Origin of the sequence: Agromyces sp. NPDC056389, from assembly GCF_042262385.1 — a bacterium.
In the GTDB taxonomy this organism is placed as follows: Bacteria; Actinomycetota; Actinomycetes; order Actinomycetales; family Microbacteriaceae; genus Agromyces.
In genome coordinates this window covers 26,112-49,669 of record NZ_JBHJPN010000002.1, presented here as the reverse complement: position 1 = coordinate 49,669, position 23,558 = coordinate 26,112, and the positions used below count along the sequence as shown (strand labels likewise).

The following is a 23,558-nucleotide window of genomic DNA, read 5'->3' as shown; positions in this document are numbered from 1 at the left end:
ATCGACCGAAACGACCAGTACGACCGTTACGACCGCAGGCTTCCGGCCCCGGTCGCGTCCGCCCTAGCGTCGGCGGCACATCGATCGTCACGCCCGCGGATCTCCCGGGCACTCAAGGAGGAGCATTGCGATCTCACAGCGGGCCGCGCACGTCGGCCGCACTCACTCGAACCACCCGTACGGCGACGCGCGTCGCGCTCGCGGGTGCCGGCGTCGCCCTATTGCTGGGCCTCGCCGCATGCGCGGCCCCGGCCGGCAGCGACGCCGGCGAGACGGATGCCGCAGCGGCATCCCTCGACGCCGTGAACCTCATCGCCCCGGCCGACCCCGGCGGCGGCTGGGACCAGACGGCCCGTGCCATGTCCCAGGTGCTGACCGACGAAGGCCTCGTCACGCAGGCGCCGGTGCAGAACATCGGCGGGGCCGGCGGCACCGTCGGGCTCGCCTCGCTCGCAAATGAGAAGGATCCGGCGACGCTCATGGTCACCGGGCTCGTCATGGTCGGCGCCGTCGAGACGAACGCCTCGGACGTGCGCATCGAGGACATGACCCCGATCGCGAAGCTCACCGAGGAGGCGCTCGTGCTCGTCGTGCCGGCCTCGTCGCCGTACAAGACCACCGAGGACCTCGTCGATGCGATCGTCGACGAGGGTGCGGCGATCTCGGTCACCGGCGGTTCGGCCGGCGGCGCCGACCACATCCTCGCCGGCATGCTCCTGACCGAGGCCGGAGTGGACCCCGCCGACATCCCGTCGACCCTCAACTACATCCCGAACTCGGGCGGCGGCGAGGCCGTCACGATGCTGCTCGGCAACACCGTGCAGGCCGGCATCTCGGGCGTCGGTGAGTTCGTCGAGCAGATCGAGGCCGGCGAACTCCGCGCGCTCGCCGTCTCCTCGCCCGAGCCCGTCGAGCTGCTGCCCGACACCCCGACCCTCATCGAGGAGGGCTATGACGTCGAGCTCACGAACTGGCGGGGCCTCCTCGCTCCCGGCGGCATCTCGGATGCCGAGATCGACGCACTCACGACGCTCGTCACGGAGCTGCACGACTCGGAGGGCTGGACCGCGACGCTCGCCGACAAGGGCTGGGCCGATGCGTTCCTCGTCGGCGACGAGTTCGAGTCGTTCCTCGACGGCAACATCGCCGAGGTGACGAAGACGCTCACGACGATCGGCCTGGTCGCCCCGTGACCGACGCCGCTCAGGCTCCCCTCGGCGCTGCGGTGTCGGGGGGAGCCGCCCCCGTTCGGACGCCGATCGGCGAGTACGTCTTCGCCGCCGTGTGCGCCGCGCTCGGCGTCTACGCGATCATCGGGGCCGGATTCATCCGCGTTCCGCCGGGCTCGGCGAGCGTGCTCGGGCCCCGGGTCTTCCCGTACGCCGTCGGGGTGCTGCTCGTCGCGGCATCCGTCGTCGTCGTGGTGCAACTCGCCCGCGGCCGCCGCGGAGTGCCCGACGAGGGGGAGGACGTCGACCCCGACGCGCCGACCGACTGGCTCACGGTCGTCAAGCTCGTCGTGTGCTTCCTCTCGCAGATCGTGCTCATCGAATTCGCGGGCTGGCCGCTCGCGGTGACGGTGCTCTTCGCAGGGGCCGCCTGGTCGCTCGGCGCGAAGCGCTGGTGGATGGCCGTCGCCATCGGGTTCGGCCTCGGCATCGTCACCCAACTCGTCTTCGGCTCGTGGCTCGGACTCTCGTTGCCCGCCGGCCCCCTCCTCGACTGGATCCCGATCTTCCATGGATAGCCTCACCGCACTGCTCGAGGGGTTCGCCACCGCGCTGCAGCCCCAGTACCTGCTCTACGCCCTCTTCGGCGTGTTCATCGGCACCGCCGTCGGCGTCCTCCCGGGCATCGGCCCGGCGATGACCGTGGCGCTCCTGCTGCCGCTCACGTACTCGCTCGACCCCACCGGCGCGCTCATCGTCTTCGCCGGCATCTACTACGGCGGCATGTACGGCGGGTCGACGACCTCGATCCTGCTGAACACGCCGGGGGAGTCGGCGTCGATCGTGACGGCGCTCGAGGGCAATCGCATGGCGAAGGCCGGGCGAGGGGCGGCGGCCCTCGCGACCGCGGCGATCGGATCGTTCGTCGCGGGAACGGCGGCGACCCTCGCGCTCACCTTCCTCGCCCCCGGCATCTCGAAGCTCGCGGTGCAGCTCGGGCCCGCCGACTACTTCGCGCTCATCGTCGTCGCCTTCCTGACGGTCGGCGCACTGCTCGGCTCGAGCGTGCCGCGCGGCCTCGTCTCGCTCGGCCTCGGCCTCCTGCTCGGGCTCGTCGGCACCGAGGTGCTCTCGGGCCAGCAGCGCTACACCTTCGGCATCCCGAGCCTCGCCGACGGCATCGACGTCGTGATCATCGCGGTCGGCCTCTTCGCGCTCGGGGAGACGCTCTACGTGGCGTCGCGGCTCCGACACGGCGCCGTCCGCGTCATCCCGGTCACGAAAGGATGGCGCAGCTGGATGACCCGCAGCGACTGGTCCCGCTCATGGCGACCGTGGCTGCGCGGCACCGCGATCGGCTTCCCGATCGGCACGATCCCGGCGGGCGGGGCGGATGTCGCGACCTTCCTCTCCTACGCGACGGAACGGAAGCTCGCGAAGGGCGATGCGCGGGCGGAGTTCGGCCGCGGCGCCATCGAGGGCGTCGCGGGACCCGAAGCCGCGAACAACGCGGCGGCGGCGGGCGTGCTCGTCCCGCTCCTCACGCTCGGGCTCCCGACCACGGCGACGGCCGCGATCATCATCTCGGCGTTCCAGTCCTACGGGATCCGCCCGGGGCCGATGCTCTTCGAGAACCAGTCGGGCCTCGTGTGGGCGCTCATCGCGAGCCTCTACATCGGCAACGTCATGCTGCTCGTGCTGAACCTGCCGCTCGTCGGCATGTGGGTGAAGGTGCTGCGCATTCCCCGGCCGTACCTGTACGCGGGCATCCTCGCGTTCGCGGGCCTCGGCGCGTACGCGCTGCACTTCAACGTCTTCGACACGGTCACGCTGCTCGCGGTCGGCCTCGTCGGCTTCTTCATGCGCCGCTACGGGTACCCGGTGGCGCCGATGGTGGTCGGCGGCATCCTCGGTCCGATGGCCGAGGAGCAGCTGCGCAAGTCGATGGCCATCAGCCAGGGCGACCTCGCCTACCTCGTGCACAGCCCGTTCGCGATCGTGGCCTACGGCACGCTCGCCGTCATCATCGTGCTCGGCATCTGGCTGAAGCGGCGCAAGGCGAAGCTCGAGGCGACGCCGACACTCGTGCCGACGGCGGCGATCGCGGCCGTGGGGGATCGGGAGCACGAGACATCCGGGAGTCGAAGGGAATCCGGCCGGGACGCGGAATAGTCTTCGTGAACACCCTGTTACATGTGGCAGGTTCACACGAAAGCCCCAGTGTGCAACGCTAGATTGGAAGCACGGAGAGTCAGCTAGACTGACGCTCCCGTTTCCGGCTTCCAGCGGAGCCGCAGGCAGAGAGAAGGAGGTTCCCGATGGTCCTGGTTCGACAGGAGATCGGCGATGTGCTGAGGGACTTCCGCCTGCAGAAGGGTCGTACCCTTCGCCAGGTCGCGTCCAAGGCCAGCGTCGCACTCGGCTACCTGAGCGAGGTGGAGCGCGGCCAGAAAGAGGCGTCCTCCGAGATCCTCGCCTCCGTCGCCGACGCACTCGACACGCCCATCTCGGTGATCATGCACGAGGTCGGCGACCGCATCGCAGTGCTCGAGGGCCTCTCAGTGGTGCCCGACAGCCTGCCCGACGAGCTCGTGGCGGAGTTCGACGCCGACCTGATGGTCCGCTGACCACTCCACGCACGCACAACGCAGATCGGCCGGTCCTCGGACCGGCCGATCGTCTGTCCAGAGGTGATCCGGTGAAGCAGAGCGAGTTCCAGGCTGCGGTCGCAGAGGAGTTCGGCGTCGGCTACGGCGGCGCGATCGTCGGCGATCTCGTGCTCACCGCGCTCGGCGGCCGCACGGCCCGTGAGGCACTCGCCGCAGGGGTGCGCCCGCGCGAGGTCTGGCTCGCGCTCTGCGAGGCGACGGATGTCCCGGACGAGCGCCGACACGGCGCCGGCCGCCCGGTGCCCGGCGAGACGCGCACGCCGAGACACCCGTAGTCCCGCGGTTCGCCGCGCCATCGAGGCTCGCAGTCGCGTCCGAAGACGTGTTCGACACGCGGGCGATTCTTCGAACATGCGTTCGGGAGCTGGGGTAGGCTCCTCAACAGCAGGAGCTTCAGCGCAGCTGTCCACATCCCCGTCGGAACGACGACGGATGTCGGTGGCCGACCATACGGTCGATGCGTCGGAACACACCGCAACCGCCTTGTCGCACGACGCCGCGGGTCAGCACCGATCGGTCAGCACCCGCAACGTGGAACGACAGCCTAGAGGCAGCAGCAATCGAGCAAGAAGGAGCCCCACCCATGGCATCAGCAGCAGACCGCGAGAAGTCACTCGAGACCGCCCTCGCGCAGATCGACCGCCAATTCGGCAAGGGCTCGGTCATGCGCCTCGGCAGCGAAGATCGCGCCCCCGTCGAGGTCATCCCCACCGGCTCGATCGCCCTCGACATCGCGCTCGGCATCGGCGGTCTCCCGCGCGGCCGCATCATCGAGATCTACGGCCCCGAGTCGTCGGGTAAGACGACGCTGACCCTCCACGCCATCGCCAACGCGCAGCGCAACGGCGGCATCGCCGCCTTCATCGATGCCGAGCACGCGCTCGACCCCGAGTACGCGAAGAAGCTCGGCGTCGACATCGACGCGCTGCTCGTCTCCCAGCCCGACACGGGTGAGCAGGCGCTCGAGATCGCCGACATGCTCGTGCGCTCCGGCTCCATCGACCTCATCGTCATCGACTCGGTCGCGGCGCTCGTTCCCCGCGCCGAGATCGAGGGCGAGATGGGCGACTCCCACGTCGGCCTCCAGGCCCGACTCATGTCGCAGGCGCTCCGCAAGCTGACGGGTGGTCTCAGCCAGACCAACACCACGATGATCTTCATCAACCAGCTGCGCGAGAAGATCGGCGTGTTCTTCGGCAGCCCCGAGACCACCGCGGGCGGCAAGGCGCTGAAGTTCTACGCCTCGGTGCGCCTCGACATCCGTCGCATCGAGACGATGAAAGACGGCACGGAGGCGGTGGGCAACCGCACCCGGGTGAAGGTCGTGAAGAACAAGATGGCCCCGCCCTTCAAGCAGGCCGAGTTCGACATCCTGTACGGCACCGGCATCTCGCGTGAGGGCAGCCTCATCGACTTCGGCGTCGACCAGGCCATCGTCAAGAAGTCGGGTGCGTGGTACACGTACGACGGCGACCAGCTCGGCCAGGGCAAAGAGAACGCCCGCAACTTCCTGCTGCAGAACCCCGACATCGCGGCCGACATCGAGCAGAAGATCCTCGCGAAGCTGGGCGTCGGCCAGCCGGCCGCTGCTGCAGCACCGGCGAACGTCGAGCCCATCGCACCGAAGCTCGGCCGCAAGGGCGCCTGAGTTCCGAACCACGACATGACCGGGGTGAGTCAGACATGAGCGACGCATCATCAGAACGACTCGCCCCGGTCACGTACCTGCCGTGGGCGAAGGCGGAGCCGACGGCGCCGCCGGCCGGGTCTTCGCGGAGCCGGCCGACGGTCGAACCAGAGGCCGAATCCGAAGCGCCGCCTGTCGCGGCATCGCGGAGTCGGCCGAAGACCGACGGCGGTCGCGGTCGCCTTCGGTCCGTCTCGCGCAACGAGGCCTGGGCGGAGTCGGACTCGTCGGAGCCTGAGGAGTCCGGGGCGGAGCGCGACGAGCGCATCGATCGGCTCGTCATCTCGCGGCTGCGTCGCTCGGCGCTCTCGGTGTCCGAGGTGCGTGCGGTGCTCGTCGAGCACGGGCTCGACGACATCGAGGTCGAAGAGTGGATCGAGCGCTACGAACGGCTCGGCTACCTCGACGACGCGAAGCTCGCCGAGCAGCTCGTGCACAGTCACGGCGTGCGTCGGGGCAAGGGCAGTGGTGCGATCATGCAGGAGCTCGGGCGGCGCGGCGTCGACAACGCGCTTGCGCGGGCGGCGGTCGAAGACCTCGACCCCGAGACCGAGCTCGAGAACGCTCGCACGGTCGCCGAGCGGCGGGCGCGTCAGTTGCGCGGTCTCGACCGGCAGACCGCCGAGCGCCGATTGTCGGCGTTCCTCCAGCGGAGGGGCTACCCGGGCGATGTCGTGCGCGAGGCGGTGACGGCGGCACTCGCCGCCGAAGGCTCGTAAACTGGTGCGATCATGAGCACCATTCACGACGTCTCCATCCCTGAGATGACCGGCGACGAGCTCGCCGGAGCGGCAACGACGCCGCGCACCTACGAGGTCCGCACCTTCGGGTGCCAGATGAACGTGCACGATTCCGAGCGGCTCTCGGGCTCGCTCGAGGCCGCGGGCTACGTGCCCGCCGACGGCGCGGAGCCCGATGTCGTGGTCATCAACACGTGCGCCGTTCGTGAGAACGCCGACAACAAGCTCTACGGCAACCTCGGCCACCTCGCGTCGGTCAAGCGTCGCCACGAGGGCATGCAGATCGCGGTCGGCGGATGCCTCGCCCAGAAGGACAAGAACGTCATCCTCGAGAAGGCGCCCTGGGTCGACGTCGTCTTCGGCACCCACAACATGGGCGCGCTCCCGAGCCTCCTCGAGCGCGCGCGCCACAACGACGAGGCGCAGCTCGAGATCCTCGACTCGCTCGAGGTGTTCCCATCGACGCTGCCGACCAAGCGCGACTCCAGCTACAGCGGCTGGGTGTCGATCTCGGTCGGCTGCAACAACACGTGCACCTTCTGCATCGTGCCGGCGCTGCGCGGCAAAGAGAAGGATCGCCGCCCCGGCGACATCCTCGCCGAGATGCAGGCGCTCGTCGACGACGGCGTGATGGAGATCACCCTGCTCGGCCAGAACGTGAACTCCTACGGCGTCGAGTTCGGCGACCGGCAGGCATTCGGCAAGCTGCTGCGGGCCGCCGGCCAGATCGAGGGCCTCGAGCGCATCCGCTTCACGAGCCCGCACCCTGCAGCGTTCACCGACGACGTCATCGACGCGATGGCCGAGACGCCGAGCGTCATGCCGCAGCTGCACATGCCGTTGCAGTCGGGTTCCGACCGCATCCTCAAGGCGATGCGACGTTCCTACCGTTCCGAGAAGTTCCTCGGCATTCTCGACCGGGTGCGTGCGCGCATCCCGAACGCCGCGATCTCGACCGACATCATCGTGGGCTTCCCGGGCGAGACCGAGGAGGACTTCCAAGAGACCCTCCGCGTCGTCGAGGCGGCCCGATTCGCCTCGGCCTTCACCTTCCAGTACTCCATCCGCCCCGGCACGCCGGCGGCGACGATGGAGGACCAGGTGCCGAAGGAGGTCGTGCAGGAGCGCTACGAACGGCTCCTCGCGCTGCAGGACCGCATCTCGTGGGAGGAGAACCAGCGCCTCATCGGTCATCCCGTCGAGGTGCTCGTGGCCACCGGCGAGGGCAAGAAGGATGCGGAGACGCATCGCCTGAGCGGCCGCGCCGAAGACAGCCGTCTCGTGCACTTCGAGGTGCCGGCCGGCTCCGAGCTGCCGCGTCCGGGCGACGTCGTCTCGGTCACCATCACGCAGGCCGCCCCGTTCCACCTGATCGCCGACTCGCTCGACGATGCTCCGCTCCGCATCCGCCGCACACGTGCGGGCGACGCGTGGGATCGCGCGCAGGCGGAGAGTTGCGGCGTGCCCGCCGCCCCTGGGGCATCCGCTGCCGGGCGGGTCTCGCTCGGCCTGCCCACGCTGCGTGCGCGCGGCACCGAGCCGCTCATCGCGCCCGGCGTCGGCACGATGCCGATCTACGACCCGTCCGACGGCCAACGCTGACGTGACGCTCATCACGATCGTCGGTGCGACCGGCACGGGCAAGTCCGCGTTCGCGCTCGATCTGGCCGAGGCCTTCGGCCGGGTCGGCCGCGTCGCCGAGGTCGTGAACGCCGACGCCATGCAGCTCTACCGCGGCATGGACGTCGGCACGGCCAAGCTCCCGCTCGCCGAGCGTCGCGGCGTGCCGCACCACCTGCTCGACGTGCTCGACGTCGTCGACGAGGCATCCGTCGCCGAGTACCAGTCGACAGCGCGTGCCGCGGTCGACGACGTGATCGCGCGCGACGGCGTCGCACTGCTCGTCGGCGGCTCGGGCCTGTACGTCTCGTCGGTCATCCACGACTTCCGCTTTCCGGGCACGGATGCCGCGGTGCGCGCGCGACTCGAGGCCGAACTCGCCGAGCGGGGTCCTGGCATGCTTCACGCGCGCCTCCGCGAGATCGACCCCGAGACGGCGGCGAGCGTCGACGCGCAGAACGGGCGTCGGCTCGTGCGCGCCCTCGAGGTGATCGAGGTGACCGGTGAGCCCAAGGCGGCTCGGCTGCCCGACGAACCCGTGTCGTGGCGACCGCACGGCGTCGTGCATCTCCGCAGCGATCGGGCGACGCTCGTCGAGCGCCTCGACGAACGCGTCGAGGGCATGTGGCGCGACGGCCTCGTCGACGAGGTGCGGGGGCTCATCCCGGCCGGCATCGAGCAGGGGGTGACCGCGCGCAAGGCCATCGGCTATGCGCAGGCGCTCGGTGAGATCACGGGCCGGCTCTCGCGGGCCGAGGCGATCGCCGAGACGCAGCAGCTCACCCGCACGTACGCGCGGCGACAGGTGAGCTGGTTCAAGCGCTATCGCGACGCGGTCACGATCGATGCGGATGACGCCGTGGCACGCGGCACCGAACTCGCCCGGATCGCAGCCATAGACTGATCGGATGGCATTCGATCTGCGGCTCGCCGAGGGCGCCGGATCGCAGCCATAGACTGATCGGATGGCATTCGATCTGCGGTTCACCAAGGGCCAGGGCACGGGCAACGACTTCGTGCTCTTCAGCGACCCCGAGGGGGAGTCGGAGCTCACCTCGACCCAGATCGCCGCGGTGTGCGACCGCCGGTTCGGCGTGGGCGCCGACGGCGTCATCCGCGCCGTGCGCTCGGCGAACCTCGACGCGGGCGCAGCATCGCTGGCCGAAGACCCGCAGGCACTGTGGTTCATGGACTACTGGAACGCCGACGGCACCGTCTCCGAGATGTGCGGCAACGGCATCCGCGTCTTCACGAGCTACCTGATCGACCAGGGGCTCGCCGACCTCGGCGTGAACGACTCGATCGCGATCGGCACCCGCGCCGGCGTTCGCACCGTGCGTCGCACGGCGACGGGCTTCGAGGCCGACCTCGGCCCGTGGCGCCTCGACGGCGGCGAGCCGCTCGTTCGGGGCAAGAGCCTGCCGGTCGCCCGGCCGGGTCTCGGCATCGACGTCGGCAATCCGCACATCGTCGTCGCCCTCGCCGATGACGACGAACTCGACGGACTCGACCTCTCGTACCAGCCGGTGATCGAGCCCGAACCAGCGGCGGGTGCCAACATCGAGTTCGTGGTGCCTGCGGAGCCCCTCGTCGAAGACGGCGTCGGCCGCATCCGCATGCGCGTGCACGAGCGCGGCTCGGGCGAGACGCTCTCGTGCGGAACCGGGGCCGTGGCCTCCGCGCTCGCGGTGCGCTACTGGGCGGGCGAAGCCGCTCCAGACCGCTGGCGCGTGCAGGTGCCGGGCGGCGTGCTCGGCGTGCGCCTGTTCCAGGCCGCCGACGGAGAGCACGCGGCGCTCTCCGGTCCGGCCGAGCTCGTCTTCGACGGCGTCCTCAGCCTCGCCTGAGCCGGCCGCGCCCGCCGTTCGACGGGGGCGTACCGCGCGGTCAGTGAGCGGATGCCGCGGCGCTCACCTCGAGCACCCGGAAGCCCTTGTCCTGCGCGACCCGGTCGACGTCGAAGGCGAGCTCGTCGGCGATCCATCGCTGCAGCGACTCGGCACCGAGGTGCTTCGCGACGACGAGCCACGCGCTCGCATCGTCGCCCAGGCGGGGCAGCCAGTGCTCGAGGAGCGCGTGCAGCTCGGCCTTGCCCACGCGGATGGGCGGGTTCGACCAGATGCCGGCGAAGCGCACGTCTGCGGGAACATCGCCCGGCAGCACCGCGTTGACATTGGTGATGCCGAGGCGCGCCGTGTTGCGGCGCACGAGGTCGAGGGCGCGTTCGTTCACGTCGACGGCCCACACCGTGGCATCCGGAGCCCGAAGGGCCAGTGAGATCGCGATCGGGCCCCAACCGCAGCCGAGGTCGAGCAGGTCACCGCTCGCCGGCGGCTCGGGGGCGCGGTCGAGCAGGATGCGGGTGCCGGTGTCGAGGTGCTCGGGGCTGAAGACGCCGCCCGAGGTCGAGAGCGACAGCTCGCGCCCGGCGAGGGTCACGGAAATGGTGCGGAGAGTGGCCTCGCCGCCCGGACGAGAGGAGAAGTAATGGTCGGAGGCCATACAGGGGAACCTATCGCAGCGATGGGAACTAGGGTTAATGCGATGAATGACGCCGAACAGAACGCCGCAGACGACGCCGTCGAGCGGGTGCTCAAGGGTGCAGAGACGAAGGCCGGCGTGACCCGATTCGGATCCGACGCCGCCGAGGCGCTCATGTCGCCCGACTCGGTCGACCTGTTCGCCTCCGACACCGACGGCGAGCAGTACGACCGCGAGGCGCGGGCCGGCCTCCGCCGGGTCGGCGGACTCTCCACCGAACTCGAAGACGTCACCGAGGTCGAGTACCGACAGCTGCGTCTCGAGAACGTCGTGCTCATCGGCGTGTACTCGCAGGGCTCGCAGGACGAGGCCGAGAACTCCATGCGCGAGCTCGCCGCCCTCGCCGAGACGGCGGGCGCCCGCGTGCTCGACGGCGTGCTGCAGCGTCGCCCGCACCCCGATCCCAGCACGTACCTCGGCCGCGGCAAGGTCGACGAGCTGCGGCACATCGTCGCCTCGCTCGGTGCCGACACCGTCGTCGCCGACACCGAACTCGCGCCGAGCCAGCGGCGTGCCCTCGAAGACGCGATCAAGGTCAAGGTCATCGACCGCACCGCCGTCATCCTCGACATCTTCAGCCAGCATGCGAAGAGCCGCGAGGGCAAGGCCCAGGTCGAACTCGCGCAGCTCGAGTACCTCCTGCCGCGACTGCGCGGCTGGGGTGAGTCGATGTCCCGCCAGGCTGGTGGCCAGGTCGGCGGCGCCGGCGCCGGCATGGGCTCGCGCGGCCCCGGTGAGACGAAGATCGAGCTCGATCGCCGCCGCATCCATTCGCGCATGGCGAAGCTCCGCAAGCAGATCGCGGGCATGAAGCCGGCACGTGAGGCCAAGCGCGCAAACCGCAAGCGCAACGCCGTGCCGTCGGTCGCGATCGCGGGCTACACGAACGCCGGCAAGTCGAGCATCCTGAACCGCATCACCGGTGCCGGTGTGCTCGTCGAGAACGCCCTCTTCGCCACGCTCGACGCGACCGTGCGCCGCAACACGACTGCCGACGGACGCGTCTACACGATCGCCGACACCGTCGGCTTCGTTCGCAACCTCCCGCACCAGCTCGTCGAGGCGTTCCGCTCGACGCTCGAAGAGGTCGGCGACTCCGACCTCATCGTGCACGTCGTCGACGCCGCCCACCCAGACCCGGCCGGGCAGATCGCCACGGTGCGCGATGTCATCGGCGAGGTCGGTGCGCGCGATATCCCCGAACTCATCGTCTTCAACAAGGCCGACCTCGTGACTCCCGAAGACCGCCTCGTGCTGCGCGGTCTCGAGCCCGGCGCGATCTTCGCGTCGGCACGCACCGGGGAGGGCATCTCCGAGGTGCTCGAGGCGATCGCGCGCATGATGCCCGATCCTGCCGTCGAGATCGACCTGCTCGTGCCGTACGACCGGGGCGACGTCGTCTCGACGCTGCACGAGACCGGTCGAGTGCTCTCGATCGAGTACGACGAAGAGGGAACGCGCGTGCGCGCGCTCGCATCGCCCGAGCTGGCCGGCCAGCTCGAGGAGTTCGCAGCGGCCTCCGCCGGTCGCTGACCCGCGGCATCCGCTCGCAGTGCTGAACTGCGGATGTTTCGGCGACCCCTGCCGCGGCGACGCCCACGTGTCACCGTGCGTCACAGTCGTGGCGTCACCGGGCGCTGCCGCGTATCGTCGCTCCTGATCGATCAGTGACCGGCCGACGCCGACCACTTGGAGCGACCGCCGAGCCCGGCACCCGCCCGCGACATCCACCCGCCGTTCCGGCCGGGGGAACGCGGCCTGCCGTGTTCTTCCCGTTGCCGCTCGCCACGCAGGAGCACCATGGCATCGACCGCAACCGACGCATCGGGCGCCGACTGTCCGCCCAGGCTGCCGCTCTCCTTCGAACTCTTCCCGCCGCGAACGGACGCTGCGGCGCTGGCACTCGGCCGCACGATCGACCGGCTCGCCGAGGTCGACCCCGCGTTCATCTCGGTGACGTTCGGCGCCGGCGGCAGCTCGCGCGCCCGCTCGCTGACGGTGCTCCGCTACATGCTCGAGCACACGCACGTCGAGCCGATGGCGCACCTGACGTGCGTGGGATCCTCGCACGCCGAGGCCAACCGGCTCGTGCGCGAATTCCTCGACGCGGGCATCACGAGCTTCCTCGCGCTGCGCGGCGACCCGCCGGCCGACGCCGACCCCGACGCGGGCATCGGCGACCTCGGCAGCGCTGCCGAGCTCGTGCAGCTCATCCACCGGGTGCAGGAGGAGCGCGAGCCCTTCGAGCAGGTCGGGGTTCCCGGCAACCCCGGTGCTTCGCGCATCAGGGCGCGGCCCCGGCCCGAGCGCGTCGCGGTCGCCGCATTCCCGACAGGGCATCCACGGTCGCGGAACCTCGGACACGACGTCGACACGCTCCTCGCGAAGGAGATCGCCGGAGCGACCCTCGCCATCACGCAGCTCTTCTGGCGTGCCGACGACTACCTCGGCTTCGTCGAGCGCGCTCGCGCGGGCGGCGTCACGATCCCGATCCTTCCGGGCATCATGCCGGTCACGACGCCCGCCCGCCTCGCGCGGCTGACGCAGCTGACCGGCGTCGAACCGCCCGCGGCGCTCGCCATCGACCTCGAGATCGAACCGGATGCCGCTGCGCAGACCGAGCTCGGCATCGCCTTCGCCACCCGGCTCGCCGCCGAGGTGATCGCGGGCGGCGCAACCGGCCTGCACCTCTACACCTACAACCGCCATGAAGCCGTGCTCGACGTCGTCGACCGGCTCGGACTGCGAACCGACCGGTTCGCCGACGAGAGGAACACCGCACGATGACCACCCCTGCACCCGTCTTCCCGAACGCGACGATCCTGGGCTATCCGCGCATCGGTCGCCGCCGCGAGCTCAAGCGGGCGGTCGAGGCGTTCTGGGCCGGATCGATCACGGCCGACGAGCTCGAACGACAGGCCGCCGAGCTTCGCGCCGCGACCCGTGAGCGCCTCGCATCGCTCGGCCTCGCCCGCACCGGGTCGGCGATTCCCGAGACGTTCTCGTTCTACGACCAGGTGCTCGACACCGCGGTCGCGGTCGGTGCGGTGCCGGAGCGCTTCGCCGGCCTCGCCGATGAGCAGGGCCGCCTCGACCCCGCGGCGTACTTCACGATCGCCCGAGGCGTCGGCGAGGACGCCCCGCTCGAGATGACGAAGTGGTTCGACTCGAACTACCACTACCTCGTGCCCGAGATCGGCCCCGACACCGTGTTCTCCCTGCATGCCGAGCGCATCGTCGCCGAGTTCGCCGAGGCGAAGGCGGCCGGGTTCACGACGCGGCCCGTGATCGTCGGACCCGTGACCTTCCTGCTCCTCGCGAAGGCTGCCGACGGCGCTCCGACCGGATTCGCGCCGATCGACCGACTGGCGGATCTCGTCCCGGTCTACGCAGCGCTGCTCGAGCAGCTCGCCGCTGCCGGCGCGGAATGGGTGCAGCTCGACGAGCCCGCCCTCGTGAGCGAGAGCATCGACGTCGACCGGGCCCGCGTGCTCGAGTCGGTCGGCATCGCCTACGACGCGCTCGGTGCACTCGATGCCCGCCCGGCGATCTTCGTCGCAGCCCCCTACGGCTCGCTCGACGATGCCCTGCCGGCCCTCGCTGCGACCCCGGTCGAGGCGATCGGCCTCGACCTCGTGCGCGGCTCGCTGCCCGACGGACTCGACCCCGTCACCGCCGAGTCGCTCGCGTCGAAGACGCTCGTGGCCGGCGTCATCGACGGTCACAACATCTGGCGCGGCGACCTCGCCGCCGCGTTCGATCGCGTCGCGGCCGTGCAGCACCTCTCGTCGGCCGTCTCGGTGTCGACCTCGACGTCGCTGCTGCACGTTCCCCACGACGTCGCGGATGAGGACGAACTCGATGCGCGCCTCACTTCGTGGCTCGCGTTCGCCGACCAGAAGGTCGGCCAGGTGGCCGTGCTCGGTCGCGGTCTCGCCGAGGGGCGCGACTCGATCGAGGGCGAGCTCGCGGAGGCATCCGCCGCCCTCGCCGACCGCGACGCAGCGCCCGGCGTGCGCGTGCCGTCGGTGCGCGAACGCCTCGCGGGGCTCGCCGAACAGGACTTCGCCCGCGTGGGCTACGACGAGCGCGTCGCGGCGCAGGAGTCGCTGGGCCTGCCCGAGCTGCCGACGACCACGATCGGCTCGTTCCCGCAGACGGCCGAGATCCGTCGCGCACGTGCCCGTCTCGTCAAGGGAGAGCTGCCCGTCGACGACTACGCGGCGCTCATGCGCGCCGAGATCGAGCGCGTCGTCCGGTTGCAGGAGGAGCTGGGCCTCGACGTGCTCGTGCACGGCGAGCCCGAGCGCAACGACATGGTGCAGTACTTCGCCGAGCTGCTCGACGGCTTCGCGGTCACGAAGCACGGCTGGGTGCAGTCGTACGGGTCGCGCTGCACGCGGCCGTCGATCCTCTGGGGAGACGTCTCACGGCCGGCGCCGATGACCGTCGAGTGGTCGAGCTACGCGCAGTCGCTCACCGAGCAGCACATGAAGGGCATGCTCACCGGCCCGGTCACGATCCTCGCCTGGTCGTTCGTGCGCGACGACCAGCCGCTCGGCGACACGGCGCGACAGGTGGCCCTCGCCCTCCGCGACGAGATCACCGACCTCGAGTCCGCCGGCATCCGCATCATCCAGGTCGACGAACCCGCGCTGCGCGAGCTGCTCCCGCTGAAGCTCGCCGACCAGGCCGCGTACCTCGACTGGTCGGTCGGCTCCTTCCGCCTCGCGACGGGCGGCGCCGTACCCGGCACGCAGGTGCACACGCACCTCTGCTACTCCGAGTTCGGCGTCGTGATCGACGCGATCAGGAACCTCGACGCCGACGTCACCTCGATCGAGGCGGCCCGCAGTCGCATGGAGGTCGTCGACGACCTCGAGACGAGCGGCTTCGACCACGGCATCGGCCCGGGCGTCTACGACATCCACTCGCCGCGCGTGCCCGGCGTCGCCGAGGTGCAGGCGCTGCTCGAGCGCGCAGCGGGCGCGATCCCCGCGACGCGGCTCTGGGTCAACCCCGACTGCGGCCTGAAGACCCGCGGCTACGACGAGACCGTCGAGTCGCTGCGGCACATCGTCGAGGCGACCGCGGCCGTGCGGGCGGAGCGCGCCGCCCCGGTGCTCGCCGGGTAGCAGGCACCGAACGGATGTCGCGGCTCGCGGCATCCGTTCCAGCAACCGAGCGGATGTCGCGGCTCGCGGCATCCGTTCCAGCAACCGAGCGGATGTCGCGGCTCGCGGCATCCGCTCGGCTCCTGCCGGGGTGATGCACAGGCGCGGCACGTACCGTCGAGGCATGCAACTCGCGGTCCACGAATCAGGCGGGGGCGCGCGCACCGCGATCCTCATCCACGGCATCATGTCGGACTCTCGCGCCTGGCATCGCGTCACCGCAGAGCTCGAAGCCCAGGGCTTCCGCGTGCTCGCGGTCGACCTCGCCGGCCACGGCCGCAGCCCGCGCGCACTGCGCTACTCGCCCGCAGCCTGGGCCGGCGACGTCGTCGAGACGCTCGAACCGTTGCTCGACGGACCGCCCGACATCGTCATGGGGCACTCGCTCGGCGGCCTCGTCGCGAGCCTCGTCGCCGACCGGCTCGCACCTCGGGCAGCGATCTACATCGACCCGGCCTTCTCGTTTCCGAAGGGCGTCAAGGGCTGGGCGTTCAAGGCGTTCTTCGCCGTCGCACCGCGGCCCCGGCGTTCGGCGCTCGTGCGCATGAACCCGAAGTGGAGCGCCGTCGACGTCGACATCGAACTCGCGACACTGCGCGACTGGGACAAGCGCACGATCCTCGGCTTCACCGACACGCGGCCGCTCGTGCCGCCGGCCCGTCTCGTGGCGCCGACGCTCGTGGTGCTCGCCGAGAAGAGCCTGCTCATCACGGCGAAGGTCGCCCGTCAGCTGCGTCACCAGGGCATGACCGTCGAGACGGTGCAGGGCACCGGGCACACCGTCTTCCGCGACGATCACGCCGGATTCATGGACGCCGTGTTCGGGTGGCTTCGCGATCTTGCGCCGACGGCGCCGGAACCGGTGCCGGCCGGAGCTCGTACCGCCGCGTAGCGCGCGGCATCCGCTGCTGCGGCGACGCTCGTCAGACCGAGCGCAGCACGGCGACGATCTTGCCGAGCACCTCGGCGTGGTCGCCGACGATCGGCTCGAACGCGCTGTTGCGGGGGAGCAGCCACGTGTGCCCGTCGCGCTGACGGAAGACCTTGACGGTGGCTTCGCCGTCGAGCATCGCCGCGACGATCTCGCCGTTCTCGGCGGTGCGCTGCGATCGCACGACGACCCAGTCGCCGTCGCAGATGGCCGCGTCGATCATCGAGTCGCCGACGACCTTCAACATGAAGAGCTCACCCTTGCCGACGAGCTGGCGGGGGAGCGGGAAGACCTCGTCGACCTGCTGCTCCGCGGTGATCGGGACACCCGCCGCGATGCGCCCGACGAGCGGCACCATCGCCGCGTCGCCGACGGGTGTGGGATCGGACTGCGTGATCGGGCGGTCGGTCACGCCCGGCAGCTCGATGAGCACTTCGAGGGCGCGAGGGCGGTTGGGGTCGCGCCGGAGGTACCCGGCGAGTTCGAGCTGGTTGAGCTGGTGGGTCACGCTCGACAGCGAGGAGAGCCCGACCGCGTCGCCGATCTCGCGCATGCTCGGCGGGTAGCCGCGGCTCGAGACCGAGCGCTGGATCATCTCGAGGATGGCGATCTGCTTCGCGCTCAGACTCTTGCGGCGGCGAGGCCTGCCCGCTGCCTGCACGTCGTCGATGTCGGTGCTCAACGTCTCCGCCCCTCGTAGCGGCCAAGCGGCCGGATGTCGGTGGTGTCTGGTCGACTGTCTTCCAGACATTCGAAACTGTATCCGCCTCGCGTGCGTGCGGCAAACATCTGTTCGAGTGTGTCGGAGATCCGGTCGCCCGGGTTTCCGGAGTTTCATCCTTGCAATGTTCGAAATTCGAATGTATGTTCGGAACAGAGTTTCGCATCCGGCTCTCCGGCCGAGGGCCGGATGCGACTCCTACAGGAGGTGTGACATGAGCGCAGCGATCGCAACGACCGGCTTCCAGCCCTCGCGGGCCCTCCCGCGCGAGCCGGCGGCGCAGGTGCAGACCACAGTGGTGCGCACCCGACTTCGTCTGACCCGCCGCGGTCGCGTCGTCTTCACCGGCCTCGCGGCGCTTCCGCTCGTGATCTGGGCGTTCGTCCTCGTGCTCGGGTCGGGTGCCGCCGCCGCCGACGTCGACTCCGCCGGCGCGACCTTCGAGTACGTCACCGTCGGTCAGGGCGACTCGCTGTGGGCGATCGCCGAGACGATCGACCCGAGCGGCGACGTGCGCGAGGTCATCGCCGAGATCGTTCGGCTCAACGGCCTCGACGACGCGGTCGTCGAACCCGGGCAGCGTCTCGCGCTGCCGCTCGCTCCCTGACGCTCGCCGAAACACGGCAGCGGGCCTCGTTAGGCTTGCAGGGTGACGAGTCTCGAAGACCTCCCCATCCGCGACGACCTCCGTGGTCGCACCCCGTACGGGGCGCCGCAGCAAGCAGTGCCGGTCGCACTCAACGTCAACGAGAACACGCATCCGATTCCCGAGGCCGTCGCGCACGACATCGTCGCCCGCGTCGCGGCCGCGATCATGACGCTGAATCGCTACCCCGACCGCGAGTTCACCGCCCTGCGACGAGCCCTCGCCGACTATCTCGGGCACAGCCTCGACCCTGCGCAGATCTGGGCGGCGAACGGTTCCAACGAGGTGCTGCAGCACATCATGCAGGCCTACGGCGGGCCGGGTCGCTCCGTGCTGGGCTTCGCGCCGACCTATTCCATGTACGGCCTGCTCGCCTCGGGGACCGGCACCGAATGGGTCACGGCAGGCCGCGATGAGGAGTTCGAACTCAGCCCCGCGACGGCCGTGGCCGCAGTGCGCGAGCACGACCCCGACATCGTGCTGCTCTGCGCACCGAACAATCCCACGGGTACTCCGCTCTCGATCGAGACGATCGAGGCCGTGGCCGACGCGGCACGCGGCATCGTCGTCGTCGATGAGGCGTACTTCGAGTTCGCCGACCCCGGTACGCCGAGCGCGCTCACCCTGCTCGAGGGGCGACCGCGCCTCCTCGTCTCGCGCACGATGAGCAAGGCCTTCGCCTTCGCAGGCGCCCGCGTCGGCTACCTCGCCGGAGACCCCGCGGCGATCGACGCGCTCCGACTCGTGCGCCTGCCCTATCACCTCTCGGCGCTGACGCAGGCGGCGGCCCTCGGTGCACTCGCCCACTCGGCCGAGATGCTCGCCATGGTCGACGAGATCCGCGGGCAGCGCGAGCGCATCTCCGACGAGCTCGCCCGGCTCGGCTTCCACCCCTACCGCAGCGGCTCGAACTTCGTGCTGTTCGGCGGCGTCGACGACCCGCGTGCCGTGTTCGAGCAGCTGCTCGCCCGCGGCATCCTGATCCGGGAGATCGGCATCCCCGGCCACCTGCGGGTCACGGCCGGCACCGAAGCGGAGACCACGGCCTTCCTCGAAGCGATCGCCGTATCCGCCCCGAATAGGATTGCCTCATGACCGCATCGAGCCCTTCGCGCACTGCCCGGGTGCAGCGCGAGACGAGCGAATCCAGCATCGACCTCTCGATCGACCTCGACGGCACCGGGTCGAGCGACATCGAGACCGGGGTCCCGTTCTACGACCACCTGCTCACGGCGTTCGCGAAGCACTCGCTGACCGACCTCACGGTCAGGGCGAGCGGCGACCTCGAGATCGACGTGCACCACACGGTCGAAGACGTCGGCATCGTGCTGGGGCAGGCCATCAAGCAGGCACTCGGCGACAAGCGCGGCATCTCCCGTTACGGCGACGCCCTCGTGCCGCTCGATGAGGCGCTCGCGCAGGCGGTCGTCGACATCTCGGGCCGGCCGTTCCTCGTGCACACGGGCGAGCCCGTCGGGTTCGAGTACCACCTCATCGGCGGCCACTTCACGGGTTCGATGGTGCGGCACGTCTTCGAGGCGATCGCGTACAACGCGGCGCTCACCGTGCACGTGACCGTGCTCGGCGGCCGCGACCCGCACCACATCGCCGAAGCGGAGTTCAAGGCGTTCGCGCGGGCGTTCCGCCAGGCGAAGGCATTCGACCCGCTCGTGTCGGGCGTGCCGTCGACCAAGGGTGCACTGTGACGCGCACCCGACGCGTCGTCGTGCTCGACTACGGTTCGGGCAACGTGCACTCGGCCGCGAAAGCGCTCGAGCACGCCGGGGCCGAGGTCACCGTGACCGCCGACCGCACGGCGGCCCTCGAGGCCGACGGGCTCCTCGTGCCCGGGGTCGGTGCGTTCAAGGCCGTCATGGACCAGCTGCACGCGGTGCGCGGCGGCGAGATCATCGATCGCCGCCTTGCGGGCGGTCGCCCGGTGCTCGGCATCTGCGTGGGCATGCAGGTGCTCTTCGAGCGCGGCGTCGAGCGCGGCGTCGACACCGAGGGACTCGGCGAATGGCCGGGAACCGTCACCGAGCTGCCCGCTCCGGTGCTGCCGCACATGGGCTGGAACACCGTCGAAGCGGGTGAAGGTTCCTCGCTCTTCGCCGGCATCGAAGACGAGCGGTTCTACTTCGTGCACTCCTTCGCCGCGCAGGAGTGGCTGCTCGACGTCGAGCCGCCCTTCCCCGCGCCGACCCTGACCTGGGCCGAGCACGGCGGCCGGTTCCTCGCAGCGGTCGAGAACGGCCCGCTGACGGCGACCCAGTTCCACCCCGAGAAGTCGGCTGAGGCGGGCATCCGCCTGCTCGCCAACTGGATCGGGACCCTCGGCTGAGCCGTTCGGCCATGACGTGCTCGGCACCGACATGGTCGAATCGGGACCCTCGGCTGAGCCGTTCGGCGTCACGTGCAGTCGGCTCCGACACGGTCGGACTAGGATGCTGTGACTGTGCCGACTCGCAAGGCGCGACCGCGATGACTAGGACAGTGAATGAGTGAATTCAACAAGACCCCCCGCCTCGTGCTGCTCCCGGCGGTCGATGTCGCCGGCGGCAAGGCGGTGCGCCTGACCAAGGGCGAAGCCGGCACCGAGACGAGCTACGGCGACCCCGTCGATGCTGCGGTGGAGTGGGCCGACCAGGGCGCCGAGTGGATCCACCTCGTCGACCTCGACGCCGCGTTCGGACGCGGCTCGAACGCGAGCGTGCTGAAGAAGACCATCCGCCAGGTCCGCGGCGTCAACGTCGAGCTCTCCGGCGGCATCCGCGACGACGAGTCGCTCGAGCACGCCCTCGAGATCGGCGCCAAGCGCATCAACCTCGGCACGGCGGCGCTCGAGAACCCCGAGTGGGCGGCCTCCGTCATCGCGCAGTACGGCGAGGCGATCGCGGTCGGGCTCGACGTGCGCGGCACCACCCTCGCGGCCCGCGGCTGGACGCAGGACGGCGGAGACCTCTGGCAGGTCATGGAGCGCCTCGAAGAGGCCGGCGCCGCACGCTACGTCGTCACCGACGTCACGAAGGACGGCACGCTGCAGGGCCCCAACCTCGACCTGCTCCGCCAGGTCATGGAGCGTACGCACCGTCCGGTGGTCGCATCGGGCGGCATCTCGAGCCTCGACGACATCGTGGCGCTCCGCGAACTCGTGCCGCTCGGCCTCGAGGGAACGATCGTGGGCAAGGCGCTGTACGCGGGCGCCTTCACCCTGGTCGAGGCATTGGACGTCGCTTCGCAGTGAGCGCTGACGAGTGAGCGATGACGTGGGCGAGGGCCACCCCGCCGTCGACGCATCGGCGGCGGCCGCCGACTCCGCCGGAGTGCCGTGGGCCGGGCGTTCGTTCCAGCCCAACACGCACGCCTCCGACGACGGCCGGGCGCCCGCCGCGCTCGTCGCCGCGCTCGATGCCTTCCGTTCCGGCGCTGCCGGACCGGCGCCCGTCGTCGCGGAGTTCGCGCGCTCCCGCCTGCTGATCCCGCTCCTGGCCGAACTCGGCGACGGGGGCTCCGAGGTCGGCGCCCACGGGCTCGCGGTCGACAAGAGCCAGGAGCTCTCGATCGTGACGGTGCAGGGGCCCGACGGACGCAAGGTGCTACCGGTCTTCGCCTCGGTCGAGGCGATGTCGCGGTGGAATCCGCTCGCGAGGCCCGTGCCCGCCGACGGTGTGCGCGTCGCGCTGGCCGCCGCCGACGACGGCACCGAACTCGTCGTGCTCGACCCGGGTTCGCCGACCGAGTTCGTGCTGCGCCGACCCGCGGTGTGGTCCATCGCGCAGGCGCACGAATGGCAGCCTCCGTTCGAATCACCGGCCGTCGGCGAGGCCTTCGGGAGCTCGATCGCGCGGGAGCTCGCCGTGCTCGGCGTGACCCTGCACCCGGGCGACCCGACGGCCCGCCTCATCGGGCCGGAACTCATCGTGCGCCTCGAGCTGGTCGGCGGCCTGAGCCGCGAGGAGCTCGACGCGATCACTGCGCGGCTCGCACGACGCTGGGCAGCCGATGACGTCATCGCCACGTCGGTGGACTCGCTGACGGTGAAGCTCGTCGGCACTCCCGCCCGCTGAGTCGGTCGAGCGGTCGGGCGCCTCCCGAGCGGTGGCCGGTCGACGGCCCGTTGACCGCGCCCGCGAACCGGCGCACAATCGGTGGTGTGCGCTCGTCGCACGGAATCCAGGTGTGCCATGACTGATGCGAACACGACGATCGGCGGCCTCGACGAGACCGGCCCGACAGCGGATGACTCGTACGAGGCGGTCATCGAGGCATCCGGCCGCCATGCTCGGGCGTGGCTGTCGGGCGTTGCCGAACGACCGATCCCGCCGCAGGCGACCGCCGACGACATCAAGGAGCGCCTCGGGCGTGATCTCCCGCCCGACGGCGAACCCGACCTCGAGGTCATCGGCCGACTGGCCGAGGGCATCGAGCCCGGACTCATCGCGATCGGATCGCCGCGCTTCTACGGGTGGGTGATCGGCGGCACGCAGCCCGTCGCGCTCGGTGCCGACTGGCTCGTCTCCGCGTGGGACCAGAACACGGGCCTGCGGGCGATCACGCCCGGCGCCGTCGCCGTCGAGGAGCTCGCCGGCGAATGGCTGCTCGACCTGCTCGGCCTGCCGCCTCAGAGCGACGTCGGCTTCACGACGGGCGCCACGATGGCGCAGTTCTCGTGCATGGCGGCCGCACGCAACGAGGTGCTGCGCAGGGCCGGCTGGGACGTGGAGGGCAAGGGGCTCGCCGGCGGCCCGGCGATACGGTGGATCGCCGGCGAGGAGCGCCACGGCACGATGGATCTCGCGGCGCGATACCTGGGGCTCGGCGCGCCGATCACCGTCCCGGCCGACGAGCAGGGGCGGATCCGCGTCGACGAGTTGGCTGTCGTGCTCGAGGCCGGCGACGGCCCGGCGATCGTCGCGCTCCAGGCCGGCAACATCCACTCCGGCGCGTTCGACGACTTCGCCGCCGCGATCGACGTCGCGCACGCGGCCGGAGCGTGGGTGCATGTCGACGGTGCGTTCGGGCTCTGGGCGGCGGCGTCGCCGAGGCTCCGCCACCTGACCACGGGGTTCGAGGCCGCCGACTCGTGGTCGACCGACGCGCACAAGACCCTGAACGTGCCGTACGACTGCGGCATCGCGATAGTGAGCGACCCGGCGGCGATGCGGCGCGCCCTCGGCATGCACGCGAGCTACTTGCAGGCCACCGAGGTCGGAGCCGATCCCCACGAGAAGGCGCCGGAGCTGTCGCGCCGCGCTCGCGGGGTGCCCACCTGGGCGGTGCTGCGCTCGCTCGGCCGCGACGGCGTCGCGCGACTCGTCGACGGTCTGGCCGAGGCCGCGCGCGGCATCGCCGACGGCGTCGGCGCCCTTCCCGGTGTCGAAGTGCTGAACGAGGTCGTCTTCACCCAGGTCTGCATCGCGCTCGACAGCGACGAGGCGACCGAAGCCCTCAGTGAACGACTCTGGAACGAGGGCGAGGTGCTGGCCATGACCTCGCGCTGGCATGGCCGTGCCGTCGTGCGCTTCTCGGTGAGCAATTGGCGAACGGATGCCGCGGAGGTGCGTCGCACGGTCGACACCGTCGCCCGTACGCTCGCCGCGATCAGGGCGGAGGCCGACCCGGAGCGATGACGTTGACGCTCTCGGCAGGCCCGGCGTCGG

23 protein-coding genes are annotated in these 23,558 nt (G+C 70.6%); 21 read left to right on the top strand and 2 right to left on the bottom strand.

The annotated features are described in order from the left end of the window. Nucleotides 1-125 precede the first annotated feature (125 nt). The 10 genes from ACFCVM_RS13165 to dapF all read left to right on the top strand — a co-directional run bounded on the left by ACFCVM_RS13165 (nucleotide 126) and on the right by dapF (nucleotide 9,732). Nucleotides 126-1,193 carry a Bug family tripartite tricarboxylate transporter substrate binding protein gene (locus ACFCVM_RS13165; RefSeq protein ID WP_375836806.1) on the top strand — a complete coding sequence of 356 codons (1,068 nt, stop codon included), beginning with the start codon at nucleotides 126-128 and terminating at the stop codon, nucleotides 1,191-1,193. Then, nucleotides 1,190-1,747, top strand: coding sequence for a tripartite tricarboxylate transporter TctB family protein (locus tag ACFCVM_RS13160; protein WP_375836804.1), 558 nt, complete (start codon nucleotides 1,190-1,192; stop codon nucleotides 1,745-1,747). The genes ACFCVM_RS13165 and ACFCVM_RS13160 overlap by 4 nt, the downstream gene beginning before the upstream one ends. Continuing rightward, nucleotides 1,740-3,341, top strand: a complete 1,602-nt coding sequence (locus ACFCVM_RS13155; protein WP_375836802.1) for a tripartite tricarboxylate transporter permease — start codon at nucleotides 1,740-1,742, stop codon at nucleotides 3,339-3,341. Before ACFCVM_RS13160 ends, ACFCVM_RS13155 begins: the two co-directional genes overlap by 8 nt. Before the next feature lie 146 nt (nucleotides 3,342-3,487). Next, a complete protein-coding gene (locus ACFCVM_RS13150; protein ID WP_056013571.1) occupies nucleotides 3,488-3,796 on the top strand; it encodes a helix-turn-helix domain-containing protein in 309 nt (102 codons plus the stop codon). A 71-nt stretch (nucleotides 3,797-3,867) separates the two neighbouring features. Continuing rightward, entirely contained in the window at nucleotides 3,868-4,113 is a 246-nt protein-coding gene (locus ACFCVM_RS13145) for a DUF3046 domain-containing protein (RefSeq protein ID WP_375836799.1), read from the top strand. Nucleotides 4,114-4,421: 308 nt separating this feature from the next. Next, entirely contained in the window at nucleotides 4,422-5,486 is a 1,065-nt protein-coding gene (gene recA, locus ACFCVM_RS13140; protein ID WP_375836797.1) for a recombinase RecA, read from the top strand. 35 nt (nucleotides 5,487-5,521) lie between these two features. Then, nucleotides 5,522-6,244, top strand: coding sequence for a regulatory protein RecX (locus ACFCVM_RS13135; RefSeq protein ID WP_375836794.1), 723 nt, complete (start codon nucleotides 5,522-5,524; stop codon nucleotides 6,242-6,244). A 45-nt stretch (nucleotides 6,245-6,289) separates the two neighbouring features. Then, complete coding sequence (gene miaB / locus ACFCVM_RS13130; protein ID WP_375837626.1) at nucleotides 6,290-7,867, top strand: tRNA (N6-isopentenyl adenosine(37)-C2)-methylthiotransferase MiaB; 1,578 nt, start codon at nucleotides 6,290-6,292, stop codon at nucleotides 7,865-7,867. Nucleotide 7,868: 1 nt separating this feature from the next. Beyond that, complete coding sequence (gene miaA, locus ACFCVM_RS13125; RefSeq protein WP_375836792.1) at nucleotides 7,869-8,789, top strand: tRNA (adenosine(37)-N6)-dimethylallyltransferase MiaA; 921 nt, start codon at nucleotides 7,869-7,871, stop codon at nucleotides 8,787-8,789. Between the two features lie 61 nt (nucleotides 8,790-8,850). After that, entirely contained in the window at nucleotides 8,851-9,732 is an 882-nt protein-coding gene (gene dapF / locus ACFCVM_RS13120) for a diaminopimelate epimerase (RefSeq protein WP_375836790.1), read from the top strand. A gap of 40 nt (nucleotides 9,733-9,772) precedes the next feature. On the opposite strand, the gene ACFCVM_RS13115 is transcribed toward dapF, so the two are convergent. Continuing rightward, nucleotides 9,773-10,387, bottom strand: coding sequence for a class I SAM-dependent methyltransferase (locus tag ACFCVM_RS13115; protein WP_375836787.1), 615 nt, complete (start codon nucleotides 10,385-10,387; stop codon nucleotides 9,773-9,775). Between the two features lie 42 nt (nucleotides 10,388-10,429). Here ACFCVM_RS13115 and hflX point away from each other — a divergent pair, with 42 nt between their 5' ends. The 4 genes from hflX to ACFCVM_RS13095 all read left to right on the top strand — a co-directional run bounded on the left by hflX (nucleotide 10,430) and on the right by ACFCVM_RS13095 (nucleotide 16,492). Then, nucleotides 10,430-11,959, top strand: a complete 1,530-nt coding sequence (gene hflX, locus ACFCVM_RS13110) for a GTPase HflX (RefSeq protein ID WP_375836784.1) — start codon at nucleotides 10,430-10,432, stop codon at nucleotides 11,957-11,959. A gap of 267 nt (nucleotides 11,960-12,226) precedes the next feature. Beyond that, entirely contained in the window at nucleotides 12,227-13,213 is a 987-nt protein-coding gene (locus ACFCVM_RS13105; RefSeq protein ID WP_375836782.1) for a methylenetetrahydrofolate reductase, read from the top strand. Beyond that, a complete protein-coding gene (gene metE, locus ACFCVM_RS13100) occupies nucleotides 13,210-15,561 on the top strand; it encodes a 5-methyltetrahydropteroyltriglutamate--homocysteine S-methyltransferase (protein WP_375836780.1) in 2,352 nt (783 codons plus the stop codon). The genes ACFCVM_RS13105 and metE overlap by 4 nt, the downstream gene beginning before the upstream one ends. Before the next feature lie 163 nt (nucleotides 15,562-15,724). Then, complete coding sequence (locus ACFCVM_RS13095; protein WP_375836778.1) at nucleotides 15,725-16,492, top strand: alpha/beta fold hydrolase; 768 nt, start codon at nucleotides 15,725-15,727, stop codon at nucleotides 16,490-16,492. A 31-nt stretch (nucleotides 16,493-16,523) separates the two neighbouring features. Here ACFCVM_RS13095 and lexA read toward each other — a convergent pair whose 3' ends face one another. Beyond that, a complete protein-coding gene (lexA, locus tag ACFCVM_RS13090) occupies nucleotides 16,524-17,201 on the bottom strand; it encodes a transcriptional repressor LexA (protein ID WP_375837625.1) in 678 nt (225 codons plus the stop codon). Nucleotides 17,202-17,466: 265 nt separating this feature from the next. Between lexA and ACFCVM_RS13085 the strand changes: the two genes are divergently transcribed. The 7 genes from ACFCVM_RS13085 (at nucleotide 17,467) to ACFCVM_RS13055 (ending at nucleotide 23,528) form a co-directional block, all read left to right on the top strand. Then, on the top strand, nucleotides 17,467-17,859 hold the full coding sequence (locus ACFCVM_RS13085) for a LysM peptidoglycan-binding domain-containing protein (protein WP_375836776.1): 393 nt from the start codon (nucleotides 17,467-17,469) through the stop codon (nucleotides 17,857-17,859). 42 nt (nucleotides 17,860-17,901) lie between these two features. Next, nucleotides 17,902-18,993, top strand: a complete 1,092-nt coding sequence (locus ACFCVM_RS13080; RefSeq protein WP_375836774.1) for a histidinol-phosphate transaminase — start codon at nucleotides 17,902-17,904, stop codon at nucleotides 18,991-18,993. Next, entirely contained in the window at nucleotides 18,990-19,604 is a 615-nt protein-coding gene (gene hisB / locus ACFCVM_RS13075; protein WP_375836772.1) for an imidazoleglycerol-phosphate dehydratase HisB, read from the top strand. Before ACFCVM_RS13080 ends, hisB begins: the two co-directional genes overlap by 4 nt. Then, the gene (gene hisH / locus ACFCVM_RS13070; protein WP_375836769.1) at nucleotides 19,601-20,239 is read left to right on the top strand and encodes an imidazole glycerol phosphate synthase subunit HisH; all 639 of its coding nucleotides are present in this window, start codon (nucleotides 19,601-19,603) and stop codon (nucleotides 20,237-20,239) included. The genes hisB and hisH overlap by 4 nt, the downstream gene beginning before the upstream one ends. A 156-nt stretch (nucleotides 20,240-20,395) precedes the next feature. Beyond that, entirely contained in the window at nucleotides 20,396-21,142 is a 747-nt protein-coding gene (priA, locus tag ACFCVM_RS13065; protein ID WP_375836768.1) for a bifunctional 1-(5-phosphoribosyl)-5-((5-phosphoribosylamino)methylideneamino)imidazole-4-carboxamide isomerase/phosphoribosylanthranilate isomerase PriA, read from the top strand. Between the two features lie 10 nt (nucleotides 21,143-21,152). Next, nucleotides 21,153-21,965: an SseB family protein gene (locus tag ACFCVM_RS13060; RefSeq protein ID WP_375836766.1), complete on the top strand. Its 813-nt coding sequence runs from the start codon at nucleotides 21,153-21,155 to the stop codon at nucleotides 21,963-21,965. Between the two features lie 117 nt (nucleotides 21,966-22,082). Beyond that, nucleotides 22,083-23,528, top strand: coding sequence for a pyridoxal phosphate-dependent decarboxylase family protein (locus tag ACFCVM_RS13055; RefSeq protein ID WP_375836764.1), 1,446 nt, complete (start codon nucleotides 22,083-22,085; stop codon nucleotides 23,526-23,528). Nucleotides 23,529-23,558: the final 30 nt, after the last annotated feature.

What these genes read in the sequence shown, in the direction of transcription:
- priA (WP_375836768.1), top strand. Translation starts at nt 20,396, where the DNA reads ATGAGTGAATTCAACAAGACCCCCCGCCTCGTGCTGCTCCCGGCGGTC.
- metE (WP_375836780.1), top strand. Translation starts at nt 13,210, where the DNA reads ATGACCACCCCTGCACCCGTCTTCCCGAACGCGACGATCCTGGGCTAT.
- ACFCVM_RS13135 (WP_375836794.1), top strand. Translation starts at nt 5,522, where the DNA reads ATGAGCGACGCATCATCAGAACGACTCGCCCCGGTCACGTACCTGCCG.
- ACFCVM_RS13095 (WP_375836778.1), top strand. Translation starts at nt 15,725, where the DNA reads ATGCAACTCGCGGTCCACGAATCAGGCGGGGGCGCGCGCACCGCGATC.
- ACFCVM_RS13155 (WP_375836802.1), top strand. Translation starts at nt 1,740, where the DNA reads ATGGATAGCCTCACCGCACTGCTCGAGGGGTTCGCCACCGCGCTGCAG.
- recA (WP_375836797.1), top strand. Translation starts at nt 4,422, where the DNA reads ATGGCATCAGCAGCAGACCGCGAGAAGTCACTCGAGACCGCCCTCGCG.
- ACFCVM_RS13115 (WP_375836787.1), bottom strand. Translation starts at nt 10,387, where the DNA reads ATGGCCTCCGACCATTACTTCTCCTCTCGTCCGGGCGGCGAGGCCACT.
- hisB (WP_375836772.1), top strand. Translation starts at nt 18,990, where the DNA reads ATGACCGCATCGAGCCCTTCGCGCACTGCCCGGGTGCAGCGCGAGACG.
- dapF (WP_375836790.1), top strand. Translation starts at nt 8,851, where the DNA reads ATGGCATTCGATCTGCGGTTCACCAAGGGCCAGGGCACGGGCAACGAC.
- ACFCVM_RS13150 (WP_056013571.1), top strand. Translation starts at nt 3,488, where the DNA reads ATGGTCCTGGTTCGACAGGAGATCGGCGATGTGCTGAGGGACTTCCGC.
- ACFCVM_RS13085 (WP_375836776.1), top strand. Translation starts at nt 17,467, where the DNA reads ATGAGCGCAGCGATCGCAACGACCGGCTTCCAGCCCTCGCGGGCCCTC.
- miaB (WP_375837626.1), top strand. Translation starts at nt 6,290, where the DNA reads ATGACCGGCGACGAGCTCGCCGGAGCGGCAACGACGCCGCGCACCTAC.
- ACFCVM_RS13105 (WP_375836782.1), top strand. Translation starts at nt 12,227, where the DNA reads ATGGCATCGACCGCAACCGACGCATCGGGCGCCGACTGTCCGCCCAGG.
- ACFCVM_RS13055 (WP_375836764.1), top strand. Translation starts at nt 22,083, where the DNA reads ATGACTGATGCGAACACGACGATCGGCGGCCTCGACGAGACCGGCCCG.
- hflX (WP_375836784.1), top strand. Translation starts at nt 10,430, where the DNA reads ATGAATGACGCCGAACAGAACGCCGCAGACGACGCCGTCGAGCGGGTG.